Source organism: Lysobacter capsici (assembly GCF_018732085.1).
Lineage (GTDB): Bacteria > Pseudomonadota > Gammaproteobacteria > Xanthomonadales > Xanthomonadaceae > Lysobacter > Lysobacter capsici_A.
In genome coordinates, this window is the sequence record NZ_CP076103.1 from 4,657,645 (window position 1) to 4,676,760 (window position 19,116).

The 19,116-nt window shown below is 67.6% G+C and carries 20 protein-coding genes and 1 pseudogene; 4 read left to right on the forward strand and 17 right to left on the reverse strand.

All coding sequences use genetic code 11. The features are described from left to right. Positions 1–156: 156 nt before the first annotated feature. From KME82_RS19435 to KME82_RS19445, 3 genes are all read right to left on the reverse strand, one after another. A complete protein-coding gene (locus tag KME82_RS19435; RefSeq protein ID WP_215495471.1) occupies positions 157–1,449 on the reverse strand; it encodes a hypothetical protein in 1,293 nt (430 codons plus the stop codon). A gap of 152 nt (positions 1,450–1,601) precedes the next feature. After that, the gene (locus KME82_RS19440) at positions 1,602–2,933 is read right to left on the reverse strand and encodes a sensor histidine kinase (RefSeq protein WP_215495472.1); all 1,332 of its coding nucleotides are present in this window, start codon (positions 2,931–2,933) and stop codon (positions 1,602–1,604) included. Between the two features lie 15 nt (positions 2,934–2,948). Continuing rightward, positions 2,949–3,659 (reverse strand): response regulator transcription factor, encoded by a 711-nt coding sequence (locus tag KME82_RS19445; protein ID WP_036112873.1) that lies wholly within the window; start codon positions 3,657–3,659, stop codon positions 2,949–2,951. 130 nt (positions 3,660–3,789) lie between these two features. On the opposite strand from KME82_RS19445, the gene KME82_RS19450 reads away from it, so the two are divergent. Further along, on the forward strand, positions 3,790–4,131 hold the full coding sequence (locus tag KME82_RS19450) for a DMT family protein (RefSeq protein WP_036112871.1): 342 nt from the start codon (positions 3,790–3,792) through the stop codon (positions 4,129–4,131). Between the two features lie 8 nt (positions 4,132–4,139). Further along, positions 4,140–4,763, forward strand: coding sequence for a hypothetical protein (locus KME82_RS19455; RefSeq protein ID WP_215495473.1), 624 nt, complete (start codon positions 4,140–4,142; stop codon positions 4,761–4,763). Here the strand turns inward: KME82_RS19455 and KME82_RS27215 are convergent. From KME82_RS27215 to nudE, 8 genes and pseudogenes are all read right to left on the reverse strand, one after another. Beyond that, entirely contained in the window at positions 4,745–4,882 is a 138-nt protein-coding gene (locus KME82_RS27215; RefSeq protein ID WP_430538856.1) for a DUF6053 domain-containing protein, read from the reverse strand. The genes KME82_RS19455 and KME82_RS27215 overlap by 19 nt on opposite strands. A gap of 26 nt (positions 4,883–4,908) precedes the next feature. After that, positions 4,909–5,514, reverse strand: a complete 606-nt coding sequence (locus tag KME82_RS19460) for a hypothetical protein (RefSeq protein ID WP_215495474.1) — start codon at positions 5,512–5,514, stop codon at positions 4,909–4,911. Positions 5,515–5,561: 47 nt separating this feature from the next. Continuing rightward, positions 5,562–5,867, reverse strand: a complete 306-nt coding sequence (locus KME82_RS19465) for a DUF962 domain-containing protein (protein ID WP_215495475.1) — start codon at positions 5,865–5,867, stop codon at positions 5,562–5,564. A gap of 56 nt (positions 5,868–5,923) precedes the next feature. Further along, a complete protein-coding gene (locus KME82_RS19470; RefSeq protein ID WP_215495476.1) occupies positions 5,924–6,283 on the reverse strand; it encodes a hypothetical protein in 360 nt (119 codons plus the stop codon). A 91-nt stretch (positions 6,284–6,374) separates the two neighbouring features. Further along, positions 6,375–6,701, reverse strand: coding sequence for a YnfA family protein (locus KME82_RS19475; protein ID WP_215495477.1), 327 nt, complete (start codon positions 6,699–6,701; stop codon positions 6,375–6,377). Positions 6,702–7,056: 355 nt separating this feature from the next. Next, positions 7,057–7,893 carry a nucleoside triphosphate pyrophosphohydrolase gene (gene mazG, locus KME82_RS19480; protein WP_215495478.1) on the reverse strand — a complete coding sequence of 279 codons (837 nt, stop codon included), beginning with the start codon at positions 7,891–7,893 and terminating at the stop codon, positions 7,057–7,059. Then, positions 7,886–8,716: a 3'(2'),5'-bisphosphate nucleotidase CysQ gene (gene cysQ, locus KME82_RS19485; RefSeq protein ID WP_215495479.1), complete on the reverse strand. Its 831-nt coding sequence runs from the start codon at positions 8,714–8,716 to the stop codon at positions 7,886–7,888. Before cysQ ends, mazG begins: the two co-directional genes overlap by 8 nt. Positions 8,717–8,796: 80 nt before the next feature. Continuing rightward, a pseudogene (gene nudE / locus KME82_RS19490) lies at positions 8,797–9,342 on the reverse strand (ADP compounds hydrolase NudE); the annotation flags it as partial. Between the two features lie 92 nt (positions 9,343–9,434). On the opposite strand from nudE, the gene bioA reads away from it, so the two are divergent. Continuing rightward, positions 9,435–10,835: an adenosylmethionine--8-amino-7-oxononanoate transaminase gene (bioA, locus tag KME82_RS19495; protein WP_215499138.1), complete on the forward strand. Its 1,401-nt coding sequence runs from the start codon at positions 9,435–9,437 to the stop codon at positions 10,833–10,835. Continuing rightward, positions 10,826–11,563, forward strand: coding sequence for a 16S rRNA (uracil(1498)-N(3))-methyltransferase (locus tag KME82_RS19500; RefSeq protein WP_215495481.1), 738 nt, complete (start codon positions 10,826–10,828; stop codon positions 11,561–11,563). The genes bioA and KME82_RS19500 overlap by 10 nt, the downstream gene beginning before the upstream one ends. Positions 11,564–12,139: 576 nt before the next feature. On the opposite strand, the gene KME82_RS19505 is transcribed toward KME82_RS19500, so the two are convergent. From KME82_RS19505 to KME82_RS19530, 6 genes are all read right to left on the reverse strand, one after another. Next, a complete protein-coding gene (locus KME82_RS19505) occupies positions 12,140–12,601 on the reverse strand; it encodes a chemotaxis protein CheX (RefSeq protein ID WP_215495482.1) in 462 nt (153 codons plus the stop codon). Continuing rightward, entirely contained in the window at positions 12,598–12,963 is a 366-nt protein-coding gene (locus KME82_RS19510; protein WP_036112846.1) for a response regulator, read from the reverse strand. The genes KME82_RS19505 and KME82_RS19510 overlap by 4 nt, the downstream gene beginning before the upstream one ends. Positions 12,964–12,975: 12 nt before the next feature. After that, a complete protein-coding gene (locus tag KME82_RS19515) occupies positions 12,976–15,147 on the reverse strand; it encodes an ATP-binding protein (protein ID WP_215495483.1) in 2,172 nt (723 codons plus the stop codon). 81 nt (positions 15,148–15,228) lie between these two features. Further along, on the reverse strand, positions 15,229–16,389 hold the full coding sequence (locus KME82_RS19520) for an OprO/OprP family phosphate-selective porin (protein ID WP_215495484.1): 1,161 nt from the start codon (positions 16,387–16,389) through the stop codon (positions 15,229–15,231). Between the two features lie 918 nt (positions 16,390–17,307). Next, positions 17,308–18,441, reverse strand: a complete 1,134-nt coding sequence (locus KME82_RS19525) for an acyltransferase family protein (RefSeq protein ID WP_286673191.1) — start codon at positions 18,439–18,441, stop codon at positions 17,308–17,310. Beyond that, the gene (locus tag KME82_RS19530; protein ID WP_215495485.1) at positions 18,438–18,944 is read right to left on the reverse strand and encodes a chemotaxis protein CheW; all 507 of its coding nucleotides are present in this window, start codon (positions 18,942–18,944) and stop codon (positions 18,438–18,440) included. The genes KME82_RS19525 and KME82_RS19530 overlap by 4 nt, the downstream gene beginning before the upstream one ends. Positions 18,945–19,116 lie beyond the last annotated feature (172 nt).

Here is a 19,116-nt window from a genome sequence, read left to right on the forward strand (position 1 = left end):
AGGTCGGAGCGGAAAGCGTCGGGGCATTGGCCCCTCCCACAAAAGACCTCGTCACCATCACGGAGGTCGGAACGAAAGGCGTCGGGGCTCAAGCCCCTCCCACAAAAGAATTCCGGGCATTCGCCAGACCGGTATGTCGCGCTAGGTCGGTCTGGCTCAGCCCGACAGATCGAAATGCAGATCGGCGGTGTAGCGAAGATCTTTCGCGCCCGTGCGCAGTCCGGTGTCTTCTCGCGTCTGCGCATGCGCCGGCGCGATCACGCCCTGCGCCACACGCCGCACGCCCGTGGTCTTCGCCAGGCCGGTGCACCAGGCCTGCCAGCGCTGGCCGTTGCGGCGGTCGCGATAAGCCACGCCTTCGAGCTGTTCGGGCGTGACCGGCGCCGGGGTGAGCACATCGAGGTATTCGACCAGGCCGCGCTCGGGACCGGCGGCGTCGGCCACCGCGTGGCAATACACCGCGGTCCACAGGTCTTCGCGCAAACGCACGGCGTATACATCGCCGGCCGCGACCGGGCCCGGCAGCGAGCGTCCGGCCGCGCGCGGCGCGGTGGCGCGCTTGGGCTTGGCGACCACCGGCGCCGACGGCCGCGTCGCGGGTTTGCGGATGCCGCCGAACAAACGCTCGACCACCGCCGTGTTGATACCGTCGTCGGCGCTCCACCACGCCAGCGGCGCGGGCACTTCGACCCGGATGTTGGGCCGCTGGTCGCGCTCGACCGCGCTGGTCCAGGCAGTGAGCAAGCCCGGATGCTCGGCGTTCTCGATCACGCTGATGAAGGACAAGGCTTCGAGCGTGGACTCGCAGCGATAGACCGTGTTCGCGCTGAGCAGCCTGGCAGCCTTGAGCTGCTTGCGCGCGACGCTGTAGCGGCTGCCCGCGAGCAAGCCAGCGAGCAGTTCGAGCACGCTGTGGAAGGTCCAGGCGTCGTGTTCGCTGGGTTGCGGCCACGCCGGCTGGGCGAGCGCGAATTCCAGCGCGGCCACCGCCTCGACCGGCCCGTAACTGCCCCAGCCGGTGCCCTGGATCGAGCGGAACAGCGCGCGTTCGGTGAGATCGTGCGGGCTGCGCGCGTCGTGGAAACACAGCCGGCAGGTCGGATTGGTTTCGCTCATCGGCTCGAACTCGTGCGCCGGCATCGCCAGGCCCAGGCACGCGGCGGGCAGGACCGATTGCCAGCTCAGGTCGGCGCGGGTCAGCGAAGTCACGAAGGCCTCGGCCGCCTTGTCCAGGTCGATGCGCGCGGCCAGCGCGCGCAAGCGCGTCACCGCTTCGTCGTGCGTCATCGCGCTGAGCGCGTTGGGCGGCAGGCCGGCCGCATCGAGCGCCTGCAGGTCCTGCGCCGAGAAGGTGCTCGGCACCTTGTGCAGATAGCGTCCGTCGGCGTCGAAATAAGTAGTGCCGTCGAGGTAGATGCGTTCGAGCAGACTGCGGAGGTCCGGATTCATGAGGGCGACGGCTGCTGCGCGGTGATCGGCCGACTATAACCGCGCCCAGCTGCGCGATGCCGTCGCGCCTGCGCGAACCATCCGATCATGTGGAAAAGTGGATGAATCCGCATACAGACCTGCACGCGAATGGCGCATCAAAGCGCCGACGCTCAGGCTTCCGGCACCCGCGGCGCCGGCAGGATCACACCGGTCGACACCGTGGCCGCGCTCGGCTTGAAGCGGATCACCGCGGTGGTGCCGTGATCGGGCGCGCTGGTCAGGGTGACCGGCCAACCGAAGCGTTCGCCCAGCCGGCGCACGATCGACAGGCCCATGCCCTTGCCGTCGCCGGCGGAGAAGTCGGCGCGGTAGAACGGGGTGAACGCCTTGGTCAGCGTTTCCACCGACATGCCGATGCCGGTGTCGCGGATTTCGATGCAGTCGCGGCTCAGGTACACGTCGATGCGGCCGGCATCGGTGAAGCGCACCGCGTTGCTGAGCAGGTTGCCGATCATCACCCCGAGCGCATGCGGCGGCGCGGTCAGGCGCGGGCCGCCTTCGTCGTACAGGTGCAACTCGACCGGCTTGCCGTTGAGCAGCGGCAGGATGCGTTCCATCTCGTTGTCGACGATGTCGCGCACCGCGAATTCCTCCGACTGCGGCTCGATGTCGGATTCGCGCGCCAGGATCAGGAAGGCGTCGATCACCGCCTCCATGTCGCGGCCGGCGCGCTGCACCCGCAGCAGCGAGCGTTGCGCGCGCAGCGGCGTGTCCGGATCGGCCAGCATCAGGTCGGTGGCGACCCGGATCACGGTCAACGGGGTGCGCAGCTCGTGGCTGGCGTCGCGGGTGAAATCGCGCTCGCGCTGGACGAAATCGCTGACCCGCTCGGCCAGGCCACTAAGCGCGCTCGACAGGCGCCGCACTTCGCTGCCCGGGTCGTAGGGGAACTTGATCGGCTCGATCAGGCTGGTGTCGGGATCGCGCGGATCCCACTGCGAGACCACGTTGGCCAGCCAGCTGACCGGCGACACCAGCCGCTTGGAGGTGCGGTAGGTATGCCAGGAGATCAGGTAGGTGGTCAGCAGCGATAGCAGCAGCGAGAACAGGCCAGTGTAGAGGATGGCCTCGTCGATCAGCTCGGTCGCGTAGACCATGTAGAAGGTGCCGGCGTCGCGCCGGTCGACCAGCACCACCCGGCCGCCGCCGGGCAGGTTGTGCAGGCCCGAGTCGGCGCCGCGGATCGCCGCCGGCAGCAGCGAATCGCTGGCCCCGGCCGGGACGAAATGGCCGCGCGTGGTCGAGGTGCGCGGCAGCGGATAGTCGATGTCGCGTGCGCGCCCGGCCCAGTAGTCGTCGGCCTCGCGCTGCATGCGCTGTTCCAGCACGACATGGCGCACCGCGAGGCCCGCCAGGAGAATACCCAGCGTGATCGCGATGCTGCCGATCACGGCTTGCAGGATGAACGCAAGCTTGATCTTGCGCGGGAGCCCTTGCGGCATGGCGGCGAAACCGCGTCAGTCCGGCGGCTGGGAAATGTCCGCCACGCGGTAACCGGCGCTTTGCACGGTATGCAGCAGTTGCTTGCCGAACGGCTTGTCGATGGTCTTGCGCAGGTTGTACAGATGGCTGCGCAGGGTGTCCGAATCGGGCAAACCGTTGCCCCAGATCTCGCGTTCGATTTCCTGGCGGCTGACCACGCGCGGCGATTCGCGCATCAGGATGGTCAACAGGCGCAGGCCGATCGGCGACAGTTGCAGTTCGCTGCCGCCGCGGGTGACCCGCAGGCTGGCCGGATCGAGCACAAGATCGGCGACCTTGAGCACTTCGCCGCCGACCTGGCGGCGTTCGCGACGGATCAGGGCGCGCAGGCGCGCTTCCAGTTCCTGGATCGCGAACGGCTTGGTCAGGTAATCGTCGGCGCCGGCGCTCAGGCCGGTGAGTTTTTCGTCGAGCGTGTCGCGCGCGGTCAGCATCAGCACCGGCGTGGACTTGCGCGCTTCTTCACGCAGCTTCTTGCAGACCTCGATGCCGTCCATGCGCGGCAGCATCAGGTCCAGCACGATCACGTCGTAGCTGTTCTCGGTGGCCAGACGGTAGCCGTCGAGGCCATCGGCGGCGTAATCGACCTCGAAACCGCGGCTTTCGAGGTATTCACCGACCATCTCGGAGATATTGCGGTTGTCTTCGACGATGAGGACCAGACCCCCGTCTCTCGTACCCTGCATGCAGCCTCTCCATTGCTTCAGTTTTGTGAAGGTTGCCCTCCACAAGGTGGACGGCCCGTGAAGGCGGTGGCTACGCTGGCCTTTAATCTCACCATCCCTGTGCATTCCCTCTCGCCCGCCTGGACTTCCGATGCTCGCCGACCGCCTCTATCCGATCCTGCTGTTGCTGGGGTCCAACATCTTCATGACCTTCGCCTGGTACGGGCACCTGAAGTACAAGTCTTCGCCGCTGGTGCTGGCGATCGCGGTCAGCTGGGGCATCGCCCTGTTCGAGTACTGCCTGCAGGTGCCGGCCAACCGCATGGGCAGCGCGGTGTACTCGGCGCCGCAGCTCAAGGGCATGCAGGAGGTGATCACCCTGCTGGTGTTCGCCGGCTTCTCGGTCTGGTACCTGGGCGAGCCGATGAAGTGGAACCACTGGGCCGGGTTCGGCCTGATCGTGGTGGCGGCGTGGCTGATCTTCCTGGAGTGAGCCCGGGCATGACGCCTTCCACCGCCGTGCCGAGCGTCGACATCGGCCTGTACGACCTGCTCGGCGAATACCTGGCCCATGGCGACCTGGTGTCGCTGGCGCGGCTGGGGCTGTACCCCGACGACAAGCCGCGCATGCTCGCCGAGGGTTTCGAAGCGGCCGGCGACCTCGCCGAATTCAATCTGCTGGAAAAGGACGTGTCGATCCGCCATCGACGCGGCTGGTTTGCGCTCACGCTCAAGCCGTTCTACTACGGCGACCGCTACATCGGCACCGGCCTCGCCCTGCCGTGGCGGCAATTGCGCCTGGCGTCGCTGCTGCGTTGGCTGCGCACGCGACACCCCGCGCAAGCGCGAGTGCTGCTGCATCTGGTCGACGCCGAACAAGGCGCGCTGCTGGTCGGCGAGACCACCGCGTTCCATTTCCATCGCCAGGGCCGGCGTTACTACGTCACCACGATCGAGACCGGCAGCGCCGGCGAAAAACCGCGATGGCATTACAGCGCCGCGGCGTGGGTCCGGCGGCTGATGAGCGAGTTCGGCGACAACGCGCGGATGCACGCCCTGGCCGACGGCGATGCCGAGGTGCTGGCGGCGCTGGCCGAGATCGAGCCCTACTTCGGCGGCGAGTGATCGAACCGGGAGGACTCCGCGAGGTCGCGAGGTCGCGAAGTTTTTGTGGGAGGCGCTTCAGCCCCGATGCCTTTCGCTCCGATCGCCGCGACCTTGTACGCGTACCCTGCGCGGCCCAGCTACGCAGCCAGACAACCCGCCCGCGTCATGGCCCGCAGATCGATTCCACCTCGACCTCGCGCGTCCACATCTCCTCGCCAATGCGCATCGTCAGCGCGCCGCGCCACACGGTGCGAGTGCTGGCGTCGCCATCCCCGCTCGCCTGCCCCGGCGACAGCGGCGTCCAACCGCCGTCGCCGTTTTCGACGAATTGCCGCGGCGGTTGCAGGCGCAGATGCGCCGATACCCGTTCGGCCGGCGCGGCCCACTCCAGTTCCGCGCCGCGACGGCCTTGCACGGTCCTGGCTTCGACAGCGAACTCGCCGTCGCTTCGCCGCAGTACGAGCGGGCGGCCGTCGAGCGACACGAACAAGGCCGGCCAGGCCGCCAGATCGGCGCGGTCGTCGTCGTTCGCAAGCCAGACCGTCGCCAGCACCGCATTGCGCTCGCGCTCGCCTTCGCCCCGCACCGGCGCGGCCGGGCGCACGCGGACGATGGGACAGGTCTTGCTGTCCATCGCCTGATCGAGCCAGGCCGAGCGGCGCATCGGCAGGTCGGGGCCACGGGCCGAGGCGACACTCGCAGGCGCGACCCACGGCGCGACGCACAACACCGCGGCCAACAGCAAAACGAAGATCCGAGGCGAGGGCATGGCGTTGCGTCCTTGCGAAGCGAACGCGGCGATGATCGCCGCGCGGGTCAGAATTTGATCTTGCCGGTGAGGATGTCCTTGAACATCACCCAGTCGCCGACGAAGGAATACAGCGGGTGCTTGAAGGTCGCCGGCCGGTTCTTCTCGAAGAAGAAATGCCCGACCCAGGCGAACCCGTAGCCACACACCAACGCGCCCAGCACCAGCCACGGCCGCCCGCCGGCGATCGCCAGCGCGAGCAGGATCAACACCCCGCAACTGCCGATGAAATGCAGGCGCCGGCTGGTGCGGTTGCTGTGCTCGCTCAGATAGAACGGATAGAACTCGCTGAAGCTTGCGAAACGGCTGGCCATCGCTTCCTCCTGATCGCTGTCGTGCTTGCTCGTGCGCCGCACACGCGGCGTCGCGGTTATTTCAATTGCCGGGCCAGACGTCGGTTGCGCAGCCAGATCACCACGCCGAACACGGCCAGGATCGTGCCCATCGCGGTCAGCGCGTTGAACCACCCGCGCTCGCTGAGGCCGAAATAGAACAATACCGCGCCCAGCAGCAGCGGAAATATCACCACCACGACACTTCCGCGCCGGACCTGGCGAAAACTGGCCTCGCTGTTGGCGATCAGCGCATCGCCGCGGCGCACCCTTGCCTCGCATTCGTCCGAACACACCAGCGACGGCCCGAGGTCGCGCACGCACTGCGCGCACACGCCGCGCCCGCAGGAGCGGCAGATGCCGAGGGCTTCGCTGGGAGCGTGGCGGTAGCAGTGCATCGCGATGGTCCGTCCGGGCTGCGTCCCCGATCCTGCGCTGGAGCCGGCGCGGCTTCAAGTGCGGCGCTTTTTGCGAATGCTGCGGTCGCGCTCAGACCGGCTGCGGAGCGAACATGATCACCGCCATCCCGGCCAGGCACAGCCCCGCCCCAAGCAAGTCCCAGTACGTAGGTTTCACCGCGTCGACCCACCACAGCCAGAACACGGCCACGGTGACGTAGACGCCGCCGTAAGCGGCATAGACCCGGCCCGATGCGGTGGGGTGCAAGGTCAGCAGCCAGGCGAACAAGGCCAGGCTCGCCGCCGCCGGCAACAACAGCCAGGCGCCGCCGCCTTTGCGAAGCCACAGATACGGCAGATAGCAGCCGACGATTTCGGCGACGGCGGTGAGCAGGAACAGCAGGAAGGTCTTGAGCATGAGCGTTCCGGCAGTGAGCGTTTGGGCTACGGATGGGGCGCAGCGGCGGACCGGAAAGCATCGGGCCTGAAGGCCCTCCCACGAAAGACCTCGCGGCTTCGCGGAGCGAAAAGCAGCGGGCCTGAAGGCCCTCCCACAAAGGACCTCGCGGCTTCACGGAGCGAAAAGCGTCGGGCCTGAAGGCCCTCCCACAAAAGACCTCGCGGCTTCGCGGAGCGAAAAGCAGTGGGCCTCAAGGCTTTTCCACAAAAGCTTTCGAAGCTGCGAGGTCTTTTGTGGGAGGGGCTTCAGGCCCGACGCTCTTGGCACAGGTCAAAGCCATGCCACAACCGATCAAGGCAGAAGCCGCAACCGCCTACTCGCCGCGCTCGTCGCGCTTGGACTGTTCCCAGTACGCGTCCTGGCCTTCCAGCGGCAACTCGGCCAGCGACAGGCCGTCCTGCGCGGCCATCAGCTCCATCGCGCGGAAGCGGCGTTCGAATTTCAGATTGGCGCGGCGCAAGGCGGCGCCGACGTCGACCTTGCCGTGCCGCGCCAGATTGGCGCAGACGAACAGCACGTCGCCGATTTCCTCTTCCAGCCGCGCCTGCGCGGCCGCATCGTCGGGCGCGGCGGCGATCGCGTCGAACTCGACCCGCACCTCGTCGATCTCCTCGTGCAGCTTGGCGATCACCGGCGCCACGTCGGGCCAGTCGAAGCCGACCGCGGCGGCGCGCTTTTGCAGTTTCACCGCGCGCTGCCATTCGGGCAGGCCGCGCGAGATCCCGGCCAGCGCAGAGCTGTCGGTCTCGCCAGCGGCTTCGCGCTCGCGCCGCTTGAGTTCTTCCCAGACCACCGTCTGCGCCTGCGCGTCCTCGACGCTGGCCTCGCCGAACACATGCGGATGCCGGCGCACCATCTTGTCGCTGATCGCCGCGACCACATCGTCGAACGCGAACGCGCCCTGCTCCTGGGCCATGCGCGCATGGAACACCACTTGCAGCAGCAGATCGCCGAGTTCGTCCTTGAGCGCGTCCAGGTCGTTGCGGTCGATCGCATCGGCGACTTCGTAGGCTTCCTCGATCGTGTACGGCGCGATCGAGGCGAAATCCTGTTCCAGGTCCCAGGGACAACCGCCGTCGCGATCGCGCAACTTGGCCATGATCGCGAGCAGGCCGGCGATGCCCTGCGGCAGATTCAACACCTCAGCCATCGAGCCACTCCCGCCACGGCAAGCCGGCATCGCCCAGGGCGATGAAATCGCCGTTGAGGATGCTGCGGCGCTGGTTGTATCGGAACGGCCGGCCCTGCGGATCGAACACCGCGCCGCCGGCGGCTTCGAGCACGGCCTGGCCGGCCGCGGTGTCCCACTCGCTGGTCGGGCCGAAGCGCGGGTACAGATCGAGCTGCGCCTCGGCGATGCGACAGAATTTCAGCGACGAGCCCAGGCTCAGCATGGCGATGCCGCCGCGCGCTTCGCGATGCGCGTTGACCATGAAGCCTTCGATGCGCGGGTTGTGATGCGAACGGCTCGCCGCGACCCGCAGCGGCTGCGCCGCCGGCACCTGCACGCGCAGCGCGGTTTCGCGCTCGCCGTCGCGGCGGAACGCGCCGACGCCGCGGCCGCCGTACCACAGCGCGCCGCCGACCGGCGCCAGCACCAGGCCGAACACCGATACGCCGTTTTCGATCAGCGCCAGGTTCACCGAGAACTCGCCGTTGCGCTTGACGAATTCGCGGGTGCCGTCGAGCGGATCGACCAGCCACAGGCGCTGCCACGGGCGGCGGCGTTCGAAATCGATTTCGTCGGCGGATTCTTCCGACAGCACCGGCACGTCCGGGGTCAACCGGGCCAGCCCGTCGAGGATGATGTGGTGCGCGGCCATGTCGGCGGCGGTGACCGGCGAGGCGTCGGCCTTGCGCTGCACCGCGAACTCGCCGTCGTAGACCTGCACGATCGCGTCCGAGGCGGCGCGTGCGATCGCGATCGCGCCTTCGATCAAGTCGCGATCGGCGATGCCGGGAAGCAGGCTCATGGCGTCGGCTCGGTCGGCGCTTCGGCTTCGAGCTTGGCCTGTGCGGTGACCTGCGGATGCGGCTCGGGTTCGCCGTTGCGCAGCCATTCGCGGGCGATGAACAACGCAGCGATGCTGCGACCTTCGGAGAAATCCTCGCGCAGGATCAGCTCGTGCAAGGCATCGAGCTTCCACGGCACCACTTCGAGTTCTTCGGGTTCGTCGCCGACCAGGCGCTGCGGATACAGATCGCGCGCCAGCACCAGATGGGCCTGGTGGCTCATGTAGGTCGGCGCCAGGGTCAACGTGCGCAGCACGGTCAGCGAGCGCGCGCCGTAACCGGCTTCTTCCTTGAGTTCGCGGTCGGCCGCCTCGATCGCGTTCTCGCCGGCGTCGATGCGGCCCTTGACCAGGCCCAGTTCGTAGCGATGCACGCCGGCGGCGTATTCGCGCACCAGCAGCACGGTGTCGTCATCGAGCATCGGCACCACCACCACCGCGCCCGGGCCGGCACCGCGATTGCGGCCGTGCAGGCGCTCGTAGCGACGGCGTTCGCCGTTGGAGAACTCCAGATCGAGCGATTCCATCCGGTACGGACCGGCGTCGTGCTCGGTGACGGCGTGGATGATCGGCAGCCGGCGGCTCATGGCGCCGCGCCGAGCAAGAAGGATCCGGGCATGGGCACAGGGCAGAAAGGCACGATAATAGGGGGATGCGAGAGATCACTCACGACCCGATGATGCTAACAGAGCCGGGTGCCGACGCGGCGGACTCATGGCGCGAACGCGACCTGAAAGTGCTGTGGCACCCCTGCACCCAGATGCGCGAGCATCCCCACACCCTGCCCTTGCTGCCGATCGCCAGCGGCCGCGGCGAATGGCTGATCGGCCAGGACGGACGCCGCTACCTGGACGCGATTTCCAGTTGGTGGACCAACCTGTTCGGTCACGCCGAACCGCGCATCGCCCAGGCCATCGCGACCCAGGCGCAGACCCTGGAACACGTGATCCTGGCCGGCTGTTCGCACCCGCCCGCGGTCGAACTGGCCGAACGCCTGCTCGCGATCGCGCCGCGCCAGTCCGATCGCGCGCTGCTGAGCAAGGTGTTCTACGCCGACAACGGTTCGGCCGGGGTCGAGGTCGCGCTGAAGATGGCGTTCCACTGGTTCCGCAATCGCGGCGTCGAGGGGCGGACCAAGTTCATCGCCCTGGAAAACGGCTATCACGGCGAAACGCTCGGCGCGCTCGCGGTCGGCGATATTCCGCTGTATCGGCGGATTTACGCGCCGCTGCTGGCCGAATCGATATTCGCGCCCTCGCCCGACGCCTACGCCTGCGAAGCCGGGCAAACTCCGGCCGATCGCGCGCGCTTCGCCGCCCAGGCTTTGCGCGATCTGCTCGAACGCCATGCAGATGAAGTCTGCGCGCTGATCCTGGAGCCGCGCGTGCAGTGCGCCGGCGGCATGCGCATGCACGATCCGCTGTACCTCACGCTCGCCCGCGAACTGTGCGATCAGCACGGCGTGTTCCTGATCGCCGACGAGATCGCGGTCGGCTTCGGCCGCACCGGCACGATGTTCGCCAGCGAGCAGGCCGGGGTCATGCCCGACCTACTGTGCCTGTCCAAGGGCCTGACCGGCGGCGCGCTGCCGCTGGCGGCGGTGTTGACTACGCAATCGATCTACGACGGCTTCCTCGACGATTCGCGCGAACGCGCGTTCCTGCATTCGCACAGCTACACCGGCAATCCGCTGGCGTGCGCGGCGGCGTTGGCGAGCCTGTCGATCTTCCACGACGACAAGGTGATCGAGCGCAATCGCGCGACCTCAAAACGCATGGCCGCGCTGGCCGCGGACTTCGTCGATCACCCGCAGGTCGCCGACGTGCGCCAGGCCGGAATGATCGTCGCGTTCGAATTGACCCGCGGCGGCGACAAGCGCACGCCGTTCGATCCGGCCGCGCGCATCGGTCTGCGCGCGTATCGCGCCGCGCTCGAACGCGGCGTGCTGCTGCGGCCGCTCGGCGACACCTTGTACTGGATGCCGCCGTACTGCATCGACGACGATGCCTTGAATCTGCTCGCCGCGACCACGCGCGCGGCGATCGATCACGCCGTACAGGAGGCCGACGCATGCGCCTGACCCGAGTCCATGTCGACGCCGACCTCGCCGCCGGTCGCGAAATCGTATTGCCCGAAGGCCCGGCGACCCACCTGGCGCGCGTGCTGCGGCACGAAGTCGGCGATGCCTGCGTGCTGTTCAACGGCGATGGCCGCGATTACCACGGCCGCATTTGCGCGTTGGGCAAGCGCGAGGTGCGGGTGGAGATCGTGTCGGTCGAGGACGTCGCGCGCGAATCCTCGCTTGAGCTGATCCTGCTGCAGGGCATCGCGCGCGGCGAGAAGATGGACCTGATCCTGCAGAAGGCGACCGAGCTGGGCGTCAGCGCAGTGCATCCGCTGTGGTCGCAGCGTAGCGAGGTCAAGCTCGACGAAGCGCGCGCGGAGAAGCGCCTCGCGCATTGGCGCAGCGTGGTCGGTTCGGCCTGCGAACAAAGCGGACGCGCGCGGGTGCCAATGGTGTCCGCGCCGCGCTCGCTGCAGGCGACCCTGGCCACGCTGGCCCCGGGCGGGCTACGCCTGATCCTCGATCCCGAGGGCGAGCTGTCGTTCTCGACCCTGCACGTGGACGCTGACACGCCGGTGCTGCTCGCGATCGGCCCGGAAGGCGGCTGGTCGCCGCTGGACCGCCAGCAATTGCGCGACGCCGGTTTTCAGGGGCTGCGGCTGGGCCCACGGATTCTGCGCACCGAAACCGCCGGCTTGGCGGCGATCGCGGCCTTGCAGGCGCGGTTCGGCGATCTGGCTTGAGGGGCCATTACCGCGGCGTCATGAAAACCGCGGCGACTGAAGTCGGGCGCTGTGCGATTGCCCCTGAGAAACGCCGGCGAGTGGAGTAGCGCGGTCGCGGCTCGCGCCGCTCCTACAGTCGCTCCGCCCAACCACATCCTCACCCGTAAGCCCCTGTAGGAGCGGCGCAAGCCGCGACCGCGGCAACGCAACAACGCCGCAACCGCGAAGTCGAAATCGCCAACCCGTCGCCGACACCAGGCCACATGCACGGCGCATGAGGTTACGCGGTCGCGGCTCGCGCCGCTCCTACAGTCGCTCCGTCCAGCCGCGTCCTCACCCGTAAGCCCCTGCAGGAGCGGCGCAAGCCGCGACCGCGGCAACTCAACAACGCCGCAACCAAGAAGTCGAGATCGCCAACCGATCGCCGACACCAACTGCAGGCGCGACCTGTCCCGCATCAAGATCGCGAAGACGGCTCCGGCCTGACGGCGTACCGCACCAACGCCCGTGGTGACGCACTGTTCAGGGGGGAACTGCGCCACGGGCGCCGGCCGTCACGACCGAAGCCGCCTTCGCAAACCGCTCGAGCGCCGCCTAGTCCAGGCGCTCGATATCGACCACCAGCGACGCGCTGTACGTTTTCCAACTGACCATGATCACGTACGGCCGCTTGCGCGAGCCGCTGTTGCTGATCGCGCCGGCCGCGGTCTTGGGCACCGAGATCTCCATGTCGCCGCCGAAATGCTTGCGCGCGTTGCCGGCCAGGGTGTTGGCCAGTTCGCCGACGGTGTCGCGCAGGTTGGCGTCGGACTGGTCGCTCTCGTTCAAGGCCAGCAGCAGATGCCGGATCATCGCGCGCGGCGCCGATACGGTGATGGTGCCGCGGAACTGGCCGCTGATCGCGATCTGGCCGCTGTAGTCGTAGACCGGCACGGTGCCGCTGTTGTCGTCCAGAAACGCGCCGCGCACCGATGCCGGCTCGTGGGTGAGCTGGTTGAAGTAGTTGGTCACCGCATCGATGAAGACCTTGATCTCGGTCTCGTTGAGGTCGCTCAAGGCAGCATCTCCAGTAGGGCTTCGACCAGTTGGTCGTCGGTGAACGGCTTGTAGAGGAAGCCGCGCGCGCCCTTCTTGAGCGCGCTGATCGCGGTGGTTTTGTCGCTGAGCGCGGAGACCACGAGAATGTTCACCTTCTCGTCGATGGCGGCGATCTGCTCGGTGCACTCCACCCCGCCCAGCTCCGGCATGGTCAAGTCCATCGTCACCACATCGGGGTGATAGCGCACGAACATGCTCAGCGCCTCGGCGCCGTTGCGGGCCTGGCCGACGATCTCCAGGCCGGGCAGGCGCGCATCGCCCGCCAGGCGCGCGATGCGCTGGCGGATCACGTTGGAATCGTCAACGATCATCAACTTCATCGTGGGTCCTGCTCAGAAGGTCAGTTGAAAGTCGGCCGGGCCGGCCGGCAGCGCGGGCGCATGCGCGCCGCCGGCCGCGGCGACCGGCTTGCTTTCGGTGACGGGCAGACGGATGCGGAACTCGGTGTAGGCGCCGACCTTGGTCGACAGCGCGATCGTTCCCGACAGCGAACGCACCTGCTTCATCACCAGGTCCATGCCGATGCCGTGGCCGGCATCGCGATCGCTGTGTTCGGCGGTGGACACGCCGGGCTCGAAGATCTTCATGATCACGTCGCGGTCGCTCAGCGATTCGAGCTGATCGATGCCGTACCGGCCCGAGGCGCTCAACGCCGCGCGAATGCGCGCGACATCCAGGCCGCGGCCGTCGTCGCGAACCACCAGCTCGACCTGGCGGCTGCCGACGTCCTCGCTGCGGAAGCTGACCGTGCCGACCGACGGCTTAGCCCGTGCCTGCCGTTCGGCCGCCGGTTCGATGCCGTGCACCACCGCGTTGCGCAGCAGTTGCAGGCCGATCGTGCGCAGCGCGTTCAAGGTCTCCCCTGGCAGACGGTCGAACGCCTGCAATTGCAGGTCCAGCTGCACCTGCTTGCCCTGCTCGCGGGCGATGCGCTCGGCCAGCGTGTTCCAGCCCTCGACCGCGCGCTGCGACGGACTGACGAGGCTTTGCGGCGCCGCCACGTCGCGGTTGCCGGCCATGCGGTCGAGGAAATCGCGGATCGTCGCCACGCACTCGAACATGTCGTCCAGATGCACGGTCATCTTGACCATGTCGCTGCCTTCCACCGCGCCGCGGTCGCGCAGGTTGATCAGGTCGACCTCGAAGTTGTGGGCCAACGCCTCGATCATGTCCAGGCTCAGCGCGGCCGCCTCGCTCTTGAGCGAATGCACGTCGCGGAAGATCGCGTTGACCAGTTCGCTGTAGTCGGTACCGGTGCGGCGCGCGGCAGCCTGGCGCAGATCGTCGTTGACCCGTTCGAGCACCACGCCGACCCGGTGCAGGAACAGCCGCACCTCGCTGGACTCGCGGCTGAGCACGCGCAGCAGGGCCTCCATTTCCTCGCGGGTGCGGGTCTTGGCCGCGGAGATCTCGTTGGTCAGGCGCACCCGCTCGGAGGCATCGGACACCGTCACCAGCAGATAGACCGTGTCCTCGCTTTCCTGCACACGGTTGAACTGGAAATTCAGATAGCGCGACTGCAGTTGGCCGCGGCCGTCGCTGCCGCCGGACACCGGCACTTCCGACAAGGGATTGAGGCTGGCGACCAGGTTTTCCTTGACCCGCTTGCCGAACAGCAGGCCCAGGTAATCGCGGGTCGCTTCCAGGGTCTGCGGCGTCACCATGGTGCGCATCACCTCGAGCAGGTTCATGCCCGGCTCGACCTTGCGCTGCATGATCTGCGGAAGCGAATTCGACATCTGGCTGCCGATCGAGAAATCGCTGGTCACCAGGAACAGGCCTTCCTTCACCGTCGCCAGGATGTCGTCGGTCTGCTTGCGCGACTGAGTGACGGCCCGGTCGCCCGCGATCAGACGGCGGAACGCGACCAGCGCGGTGAACAGGAAGTTCAGTGCGATCATCACCGCGCCGACGGTCTGGGTGATGCGCAGCCGGCGGTTGGCGATTTCGAGAATTTCCTGCGAGTCGTTGACGCGATCGTTGAGCAGGCCGAACAGTTTTTCGTTGTTCTGCAGGCCGTAGGACAACGCGCGGTCGAGCTTGGCCTGATCGGCGCCGCCGCTCTTGAGCACCTGCGAAATCAGCGCCGCGTACGGCGCCCACACCGCGTTCACGCCCGAGTTGACGTTGATCATCTCGCCGGTCGCGCCCGCTCCGGGCTGCAACGGAACGCTGCTGGTGTCGCCCGGCAGGCGACCGCCCTCGCGGAACACCTTGATGGTGTCGGTGATCAGCTCGGCGCGATCCTTGAGATTATCCAGCGTCGACTTCTGCGCCGGCCGGCCGGCCTTGGCGTCGCGGTCGAGCTGGCTCAGTTCGAGCAGCACCACCTGGGTCGCGCTTCGTTCGTTGCCGGCGAGCCGTCGCGCGTGGGTACCGCGGGCGATGTCGTTGGATTCGAGCAAGGTGGCGCCGATCAGCGCCGCGGAAATGACCAGGAACAGGCCGACCGCGATGATGAGGATGAAATATCGTTTCCAGAAACTGTTCGTGGCCTGTTGCATGTTGGCTCCCCGCAAGAGCTGAGGCCGGAAGGATGTCCGGCGCATCTGGAATCGGGCGCTTTTATGGGTAAGCGCGAAGGCCTAGAAGTACACTTGCATGCGCAGTTCGGTGATGTTCGGATCCAGTCCGACACCGCGACGCTGGCTGTCGACCATCACGTAGTTGGCCTGCAACTTGAAGTGCTGGCCGATGTACCAGTTCAGGCCGATCGTCCAGTCCTTCTGCTTGCCGCCGCGCAGCAGGCCGTGATCGATATCGACCGTGGAATAGCGCAGCGCGACTTCGAACGCGCCGTAGTCGTGCCTGGGCTTGACGTTGCCGAACGCGGCGCTCTTGTAGCTGCGCTTTTCGCCGGTCAGCACCCACGCGCCGGACAGGTAATAGCCGTCGGCCTCGTAGTCGGGCCGCCCGTCGCGTTGCACCGCCATGCGCAGGTATTCGCTTTGCAGCAGCAGCGGCCCGTGCTGCCACATCGCTTCCAGTCCGGCGCGGTTGATCGCCTCGACCGAATCGATCGCCCCCGAATCGACCAGGCGCACCCCGGTCAGGAACGCCTCGGGCCGCACGCGGATGCGCGCGCTGTCGTCGTCGCGTTTTTCGTTCGAGCCCGACACGCCGACATGCACCACGTCGGCATCGGTCTTGACCGGATTGAACACCACCCGCGCGGCCAGCATGCGGCCTTCGTTGTCGCCCTGCAGGTCGCCGCCGCTCATGACCGCGGCGTTGATGTACCAGCCCTTGAGCTTTTCGTACGTCCAGTCGACGCCCAGGCGGCGGCCGGCGTAGACCGTGGACACCGGCAGCGCGCGTTCGAGAAAGGTGGTCGAGGTGGTGCCGACCGCGCCTTCTTCGTAACCCACCGGCGTCTTGAACTGGCCGATGCGCAGATCGCCGCCGCGCTCGCTGGACAGGCGGATGAAGTTGTCGAGCCAGACCTTGTTCCTGAAGTCGTAGCCCATGGCGACATCGAACACGCCCGGCTTGCGCAGGTAGGCGTTGAGTTCCTGGCGGCGCCAAGCATCGTCGTCGGCGAAGCGCGCGGCGCCGCCGGGCAGCCGGTCGTCGCCGAACTCGTTGTAGTCGTAGCTGAGATTTCCCCTCAGGCCGATTTCCACGCCCGATTCGGTCGTGGTCTTGACCGGCCAGTCGCCCAGCAGGCTGTAGCTCGGTGCCTCGGCCGCGACGGCCGACGAAAACGCCAACGACATCGCGCTCGCGAGTGCGCTTCTGATCCACATGCCACTTGTCCCCTGTCTTGTCGCCATGCCGCCCAACGCGGCGATTGCGGCGCCCACGCTATGCGCGTGCGGCGCCGTGCTTCATCACTGCTCGCGGATCGCGCGCCGAGCCTGCGCGCGATCCGAAGCCATGGTGCCGAGCGTCCGCATCCGATCCCGACGCGTTTGCCTCGTCGCGCGATCGAATGCGGCGCCGGCGCCATGTCCATGCGTGCGCTACCGCCGCGCATCCCCATCCCGGTAGGTAACGCACTTGTTGCCGCGCCATGGACTGCGCTCTGGCGACATCGACGCGTCGACGCGCATCGCCTGCGCGCGGCCGCTTCGCATTGCGAAGTCGACGCTGCGTCGGATCTGCGTGACACGTCATGCCGCCCCCCTTTCACTGGCGTCACCGCCGACGAATCGCCGCGTTCGGCGCTCGCCCGGGTCGGTGTTGCGCGCCTTCGATAATCGAGGCCTCCGGGCTTGTCCATAGGGAAAAAGTGGATACAACCAGGCGAACTGCATTGCGCATGCCCGGCACAATCACGGGCGCACATGCGTTGCGTGTTTCGCATACCCACTCGAAAAAACGCGGCCATCCGTCGGGCGCGCGCGCGATCATCGCCAGCGCGCGACATCGAAACCCAACAAAGCAATACGGCGCCGGATTGCTCCAATGCGGTGCCCAGGCGGGTCGTATGTGACGCGGCGCGACGGGCGCCGCAATGCATGGCACAGGTTCCGCGCCGCGCGGTGTGTTCAGCGCATCCGGCTCAGAAAATCCGAAAAAATGTGTTGTTCATCATCATGAAAATGTGATGCACATCAAATTTAATCATTCAGCCGCGCGAGCCGCGTGTGCCGCACGGCATGCGAAATATTTCATCGATGTGCGGGGCTCGGCGAGGCCGCGCAACCATCGGCCGCGCCGGCTCAGATCTTGAAATAGATCCGGCGCGCGTCGAGCCAGCGCACCACCGCCCACCACAGCGCGACGAAGGCCAGCGCGAACGCCAGCGAGGGCAGATACGGGCCGAAGCGCGGCGTCATCCAGTCGGCAAAAGCGTGCCGGTAGATCGGTTCCAGCCAGCCCATACCCATCAACAGATACAGCAACAACGCCGAGCCGCCGTATGCGGCGATCGCGTTGACGCCGAACGCGCGGCCCCAGGCCGGCCAACCGCGGCGATCGATCAACGGGTGAAACAGCGCGAGTACCCAGCACGACACCCCGCCGGTCCACAGCACGTAAGCCGGGGTCCACAGGTTCTTGTTGATCGGCTGCACGGTCCCCAGCAGCAGGCCGGCGACCGCGCACACCGCGCCGCCGATCAGCAGCGCATGCACCTGCCCGCGCCGCAGCCAATCGCCCGCGCGCAGGCCGAGCAAGGTGGTGGCGAGCGCGCCGAGCGTGGACACCAATCCTTCGGGATCGTGACCGCGCCCGCTCGCATCGATCTGGTAGACATGCGCGCCGAACAGCGCGCTGTCGAAACGGCTGGCGATGTTCTCGAACGGCGCGTAGCTGCCGCCCGACGCGAGCAACGCGGCGTAGCCCAGCAGCAACGCCGCGAACACGATCCATTGCGCGCGTACCGACAGGTACAAGGCCATCAGCGCGGCCGCGGCGAAGCACAGGCCGATGCGTTGCAACACGCCGGGCAGGCGCAGGGCGTCGCGGTCGGTCACCCACATCGCGATCAGATGCAGCAGCAGGCCCAGGCCGACGATGCGCAGCGCGCGCCACAAGGCCGGTCGCAACAGGCTGGCCGCGGCGACGCCGCTTTCGCGGCGCGGCATCAGCGCCAGCGCGATCGACACGCCGACGATGAACAGGAACATCGGAAACACCTGGTCGGTCGGCGTGTAGCCGTTCCATTCCGAGTGCAGCAAGGGCGCATACACGTGGCCCCAATCGCCCGGATCGTTGACCAGCAGCATCGCCGCGACGGTCAGTCCGCGCAGCGCGTCGACCGAGGCGTAGCGCCCGGGCGCAGGCGATTGAAGCGGTGGCCGGACCGGCGGGTTCGGCGCCGCGGCGCCGGGCTCGGCAGGCCCCGGACTCACGCGGCTTGCGCGAGCGCTTCGCCGATCATGGCCTCGATGGCTTCCAGGTCGGGCAGCAGCGCGGCATCGTCGTTGAGCAGCACGCGCGCCTGCACGCCGTGCGGCAGCAGCTCGTCCTCGCGTCCGTCGACCAGCAGGCTGTCGGCCGAGACCGTGACCAGGCGCGGGAAGCCCTGGGTCAGCAGGGCGAAATACGGCAGTCGCGAGGCCGCGCTGAGCGCCTTGAGCACCACCACCTTGCTGCCGAGGCCGCCCTGTTCGCGGGCCAGGCCGGACAGTTCGCCGAACGCGATCAGCGGCAGGGTCCAACCGCGCCAACGGGTATGGCCGAGCAGCCAGCGCGGCGCGCCGTCGATCGGCGCCGGCGGCGCGTACGACAGCACCTCGGCGATGGTCGCGTTGGGCAGCAGCAGGCGGGTACCGCCGGCCTGGATCAGCACGCCGCGAATGTCGGCGCGCGAGGCGGTGTCGGGGGTATCGCTGGCGGGAGTTTGATTCGACATCGCGGCATCCTCGCCGCGGATCGCGCGGCTTTCAAGCGAAGGCTTCGACGCGCGAAGCCGGTACGTGTTGCATCGCGGTCCGCGCTGGCGCCGCGATCGGGTCTGACTCAAGCCGCTGCGGATCGCTCCGCGTCGGATCACTGGATCGAACCGGGCCGCCGCATCGGCGCTC

Coding starts and splice junctions, on each gene's coding strand:
- KME82_RS19435 (WP_215495471.1), bottom strand. CDS start 1,449: ATGAATCCGGACCTCCGCAGTCTGCTCGAACGCATCTACCTCGACGGC.
- KME82_RS19440 (WP_215495472.1), bottom strand. CDS start 2,933: ATGCCGCAAGGGCTCCCGCGCAAGATCAAGCTTGCGTTCATCCTGCAA.
- KME82_RS19445 (WP_036112873.1), bottom strand. CDS start 3,659: ATGCAGGGTACGAGAGACGGGGGTCTGGTCCTCATCGTCGAAGACAAC.
- KME82_RS19450 (WP_036112871.1), top strand. CDS start 3,790: ATGCTCGCCGACCGCCTCTATCCGATCCTGCTGTTGCTGGGGTCCAAC.
- KME82_RS19455 (WP_215495473.1), top strand. CDS start 4,140: ATGACGCCTTCCACCGCCGTGCCGAGCGTCGACATCGGCCTGTACGAC.
- KME82_RS19460 (WP_215495474.1), bottom strand. CDS start 5,514: ATGCCCTCGCCTCGGATCTTCGTTTTGCTGTTGGCCGCGGTGTTGTGC.
- KME82_RS19465 (WP_215495475.1), bottom strand. CDS start 5,867: ATGGCCAGCCGTTTCGCAAGCTTCAGCGAGTTCTATCCGTTCTATCTG.
- KME82_RS19470 (WP_215495476.1), bottom strand. CDS start 6,283: ATGCACTGCTACCGCCACGCTCCCAGCGAAGCCCTCGGCATCTGCCGC.
- KME82_RS19475 (WP_215495477.1), bottom strand. CDS start 6,701: ATGCTCAAGACCTTCCTGCTGTTCCTGCTCACCGCCGTCGCCGAAATC.
- mazG (WP_215495478.1), bottom strand. CDS start 7,893: ATGGCTGAGGTGTTGAATCTGCCGCAGGGCATCGCCGGCCTGCTCGCG.
- cysQ (WP_215495479.1), bottom strand. CDS start 8,716: ATGAGCCTGCTTCCCGGCATCGCCGATCGCGACTTGATCGAAGGCGCG.
- bioA (WP_215499138.1), top strand. CDS start 9,435: ATGCTAACAGAGCCGGGTGCCGACGCGGCGGACTCATGGCGCGAACGC.
- KME82_RS19500 (WP_215495481.1), top strand. CDS start 10,826: ATGCGCCTGACCCGAGTCCATGTCGACGCCGACCTCGCCGCCGGTCGC.
- KME82_RS19510 (WP_036112846.1), bottom strand. CDS start 12,963: ATGAAGTTGATGATCGTTGACGATTCCAACGTGATCCGCCAGCGCATC.
- KME82_RS19515 (WP_215495483.1), bottom strand. CDS start 15,147: ATGCAACAGGCCACGAACAGTTTCTGGAAACGATATTTCATCCTCATC.
- KME82_RS19520 (WP_215495484.1), bottom strand. CDS start 16,389: ATGTGGATCAGAAGCGCACTCGCGAGCGCGATGTCGTTGGCGTTTTCG.
- KME82_RS19530 (WP_215495485.1), bottom strand. CDS start 18,944: ATGTCGAATCAAACTCCCGCCAGCGATACCCCCGACACCGCCTCGCGC.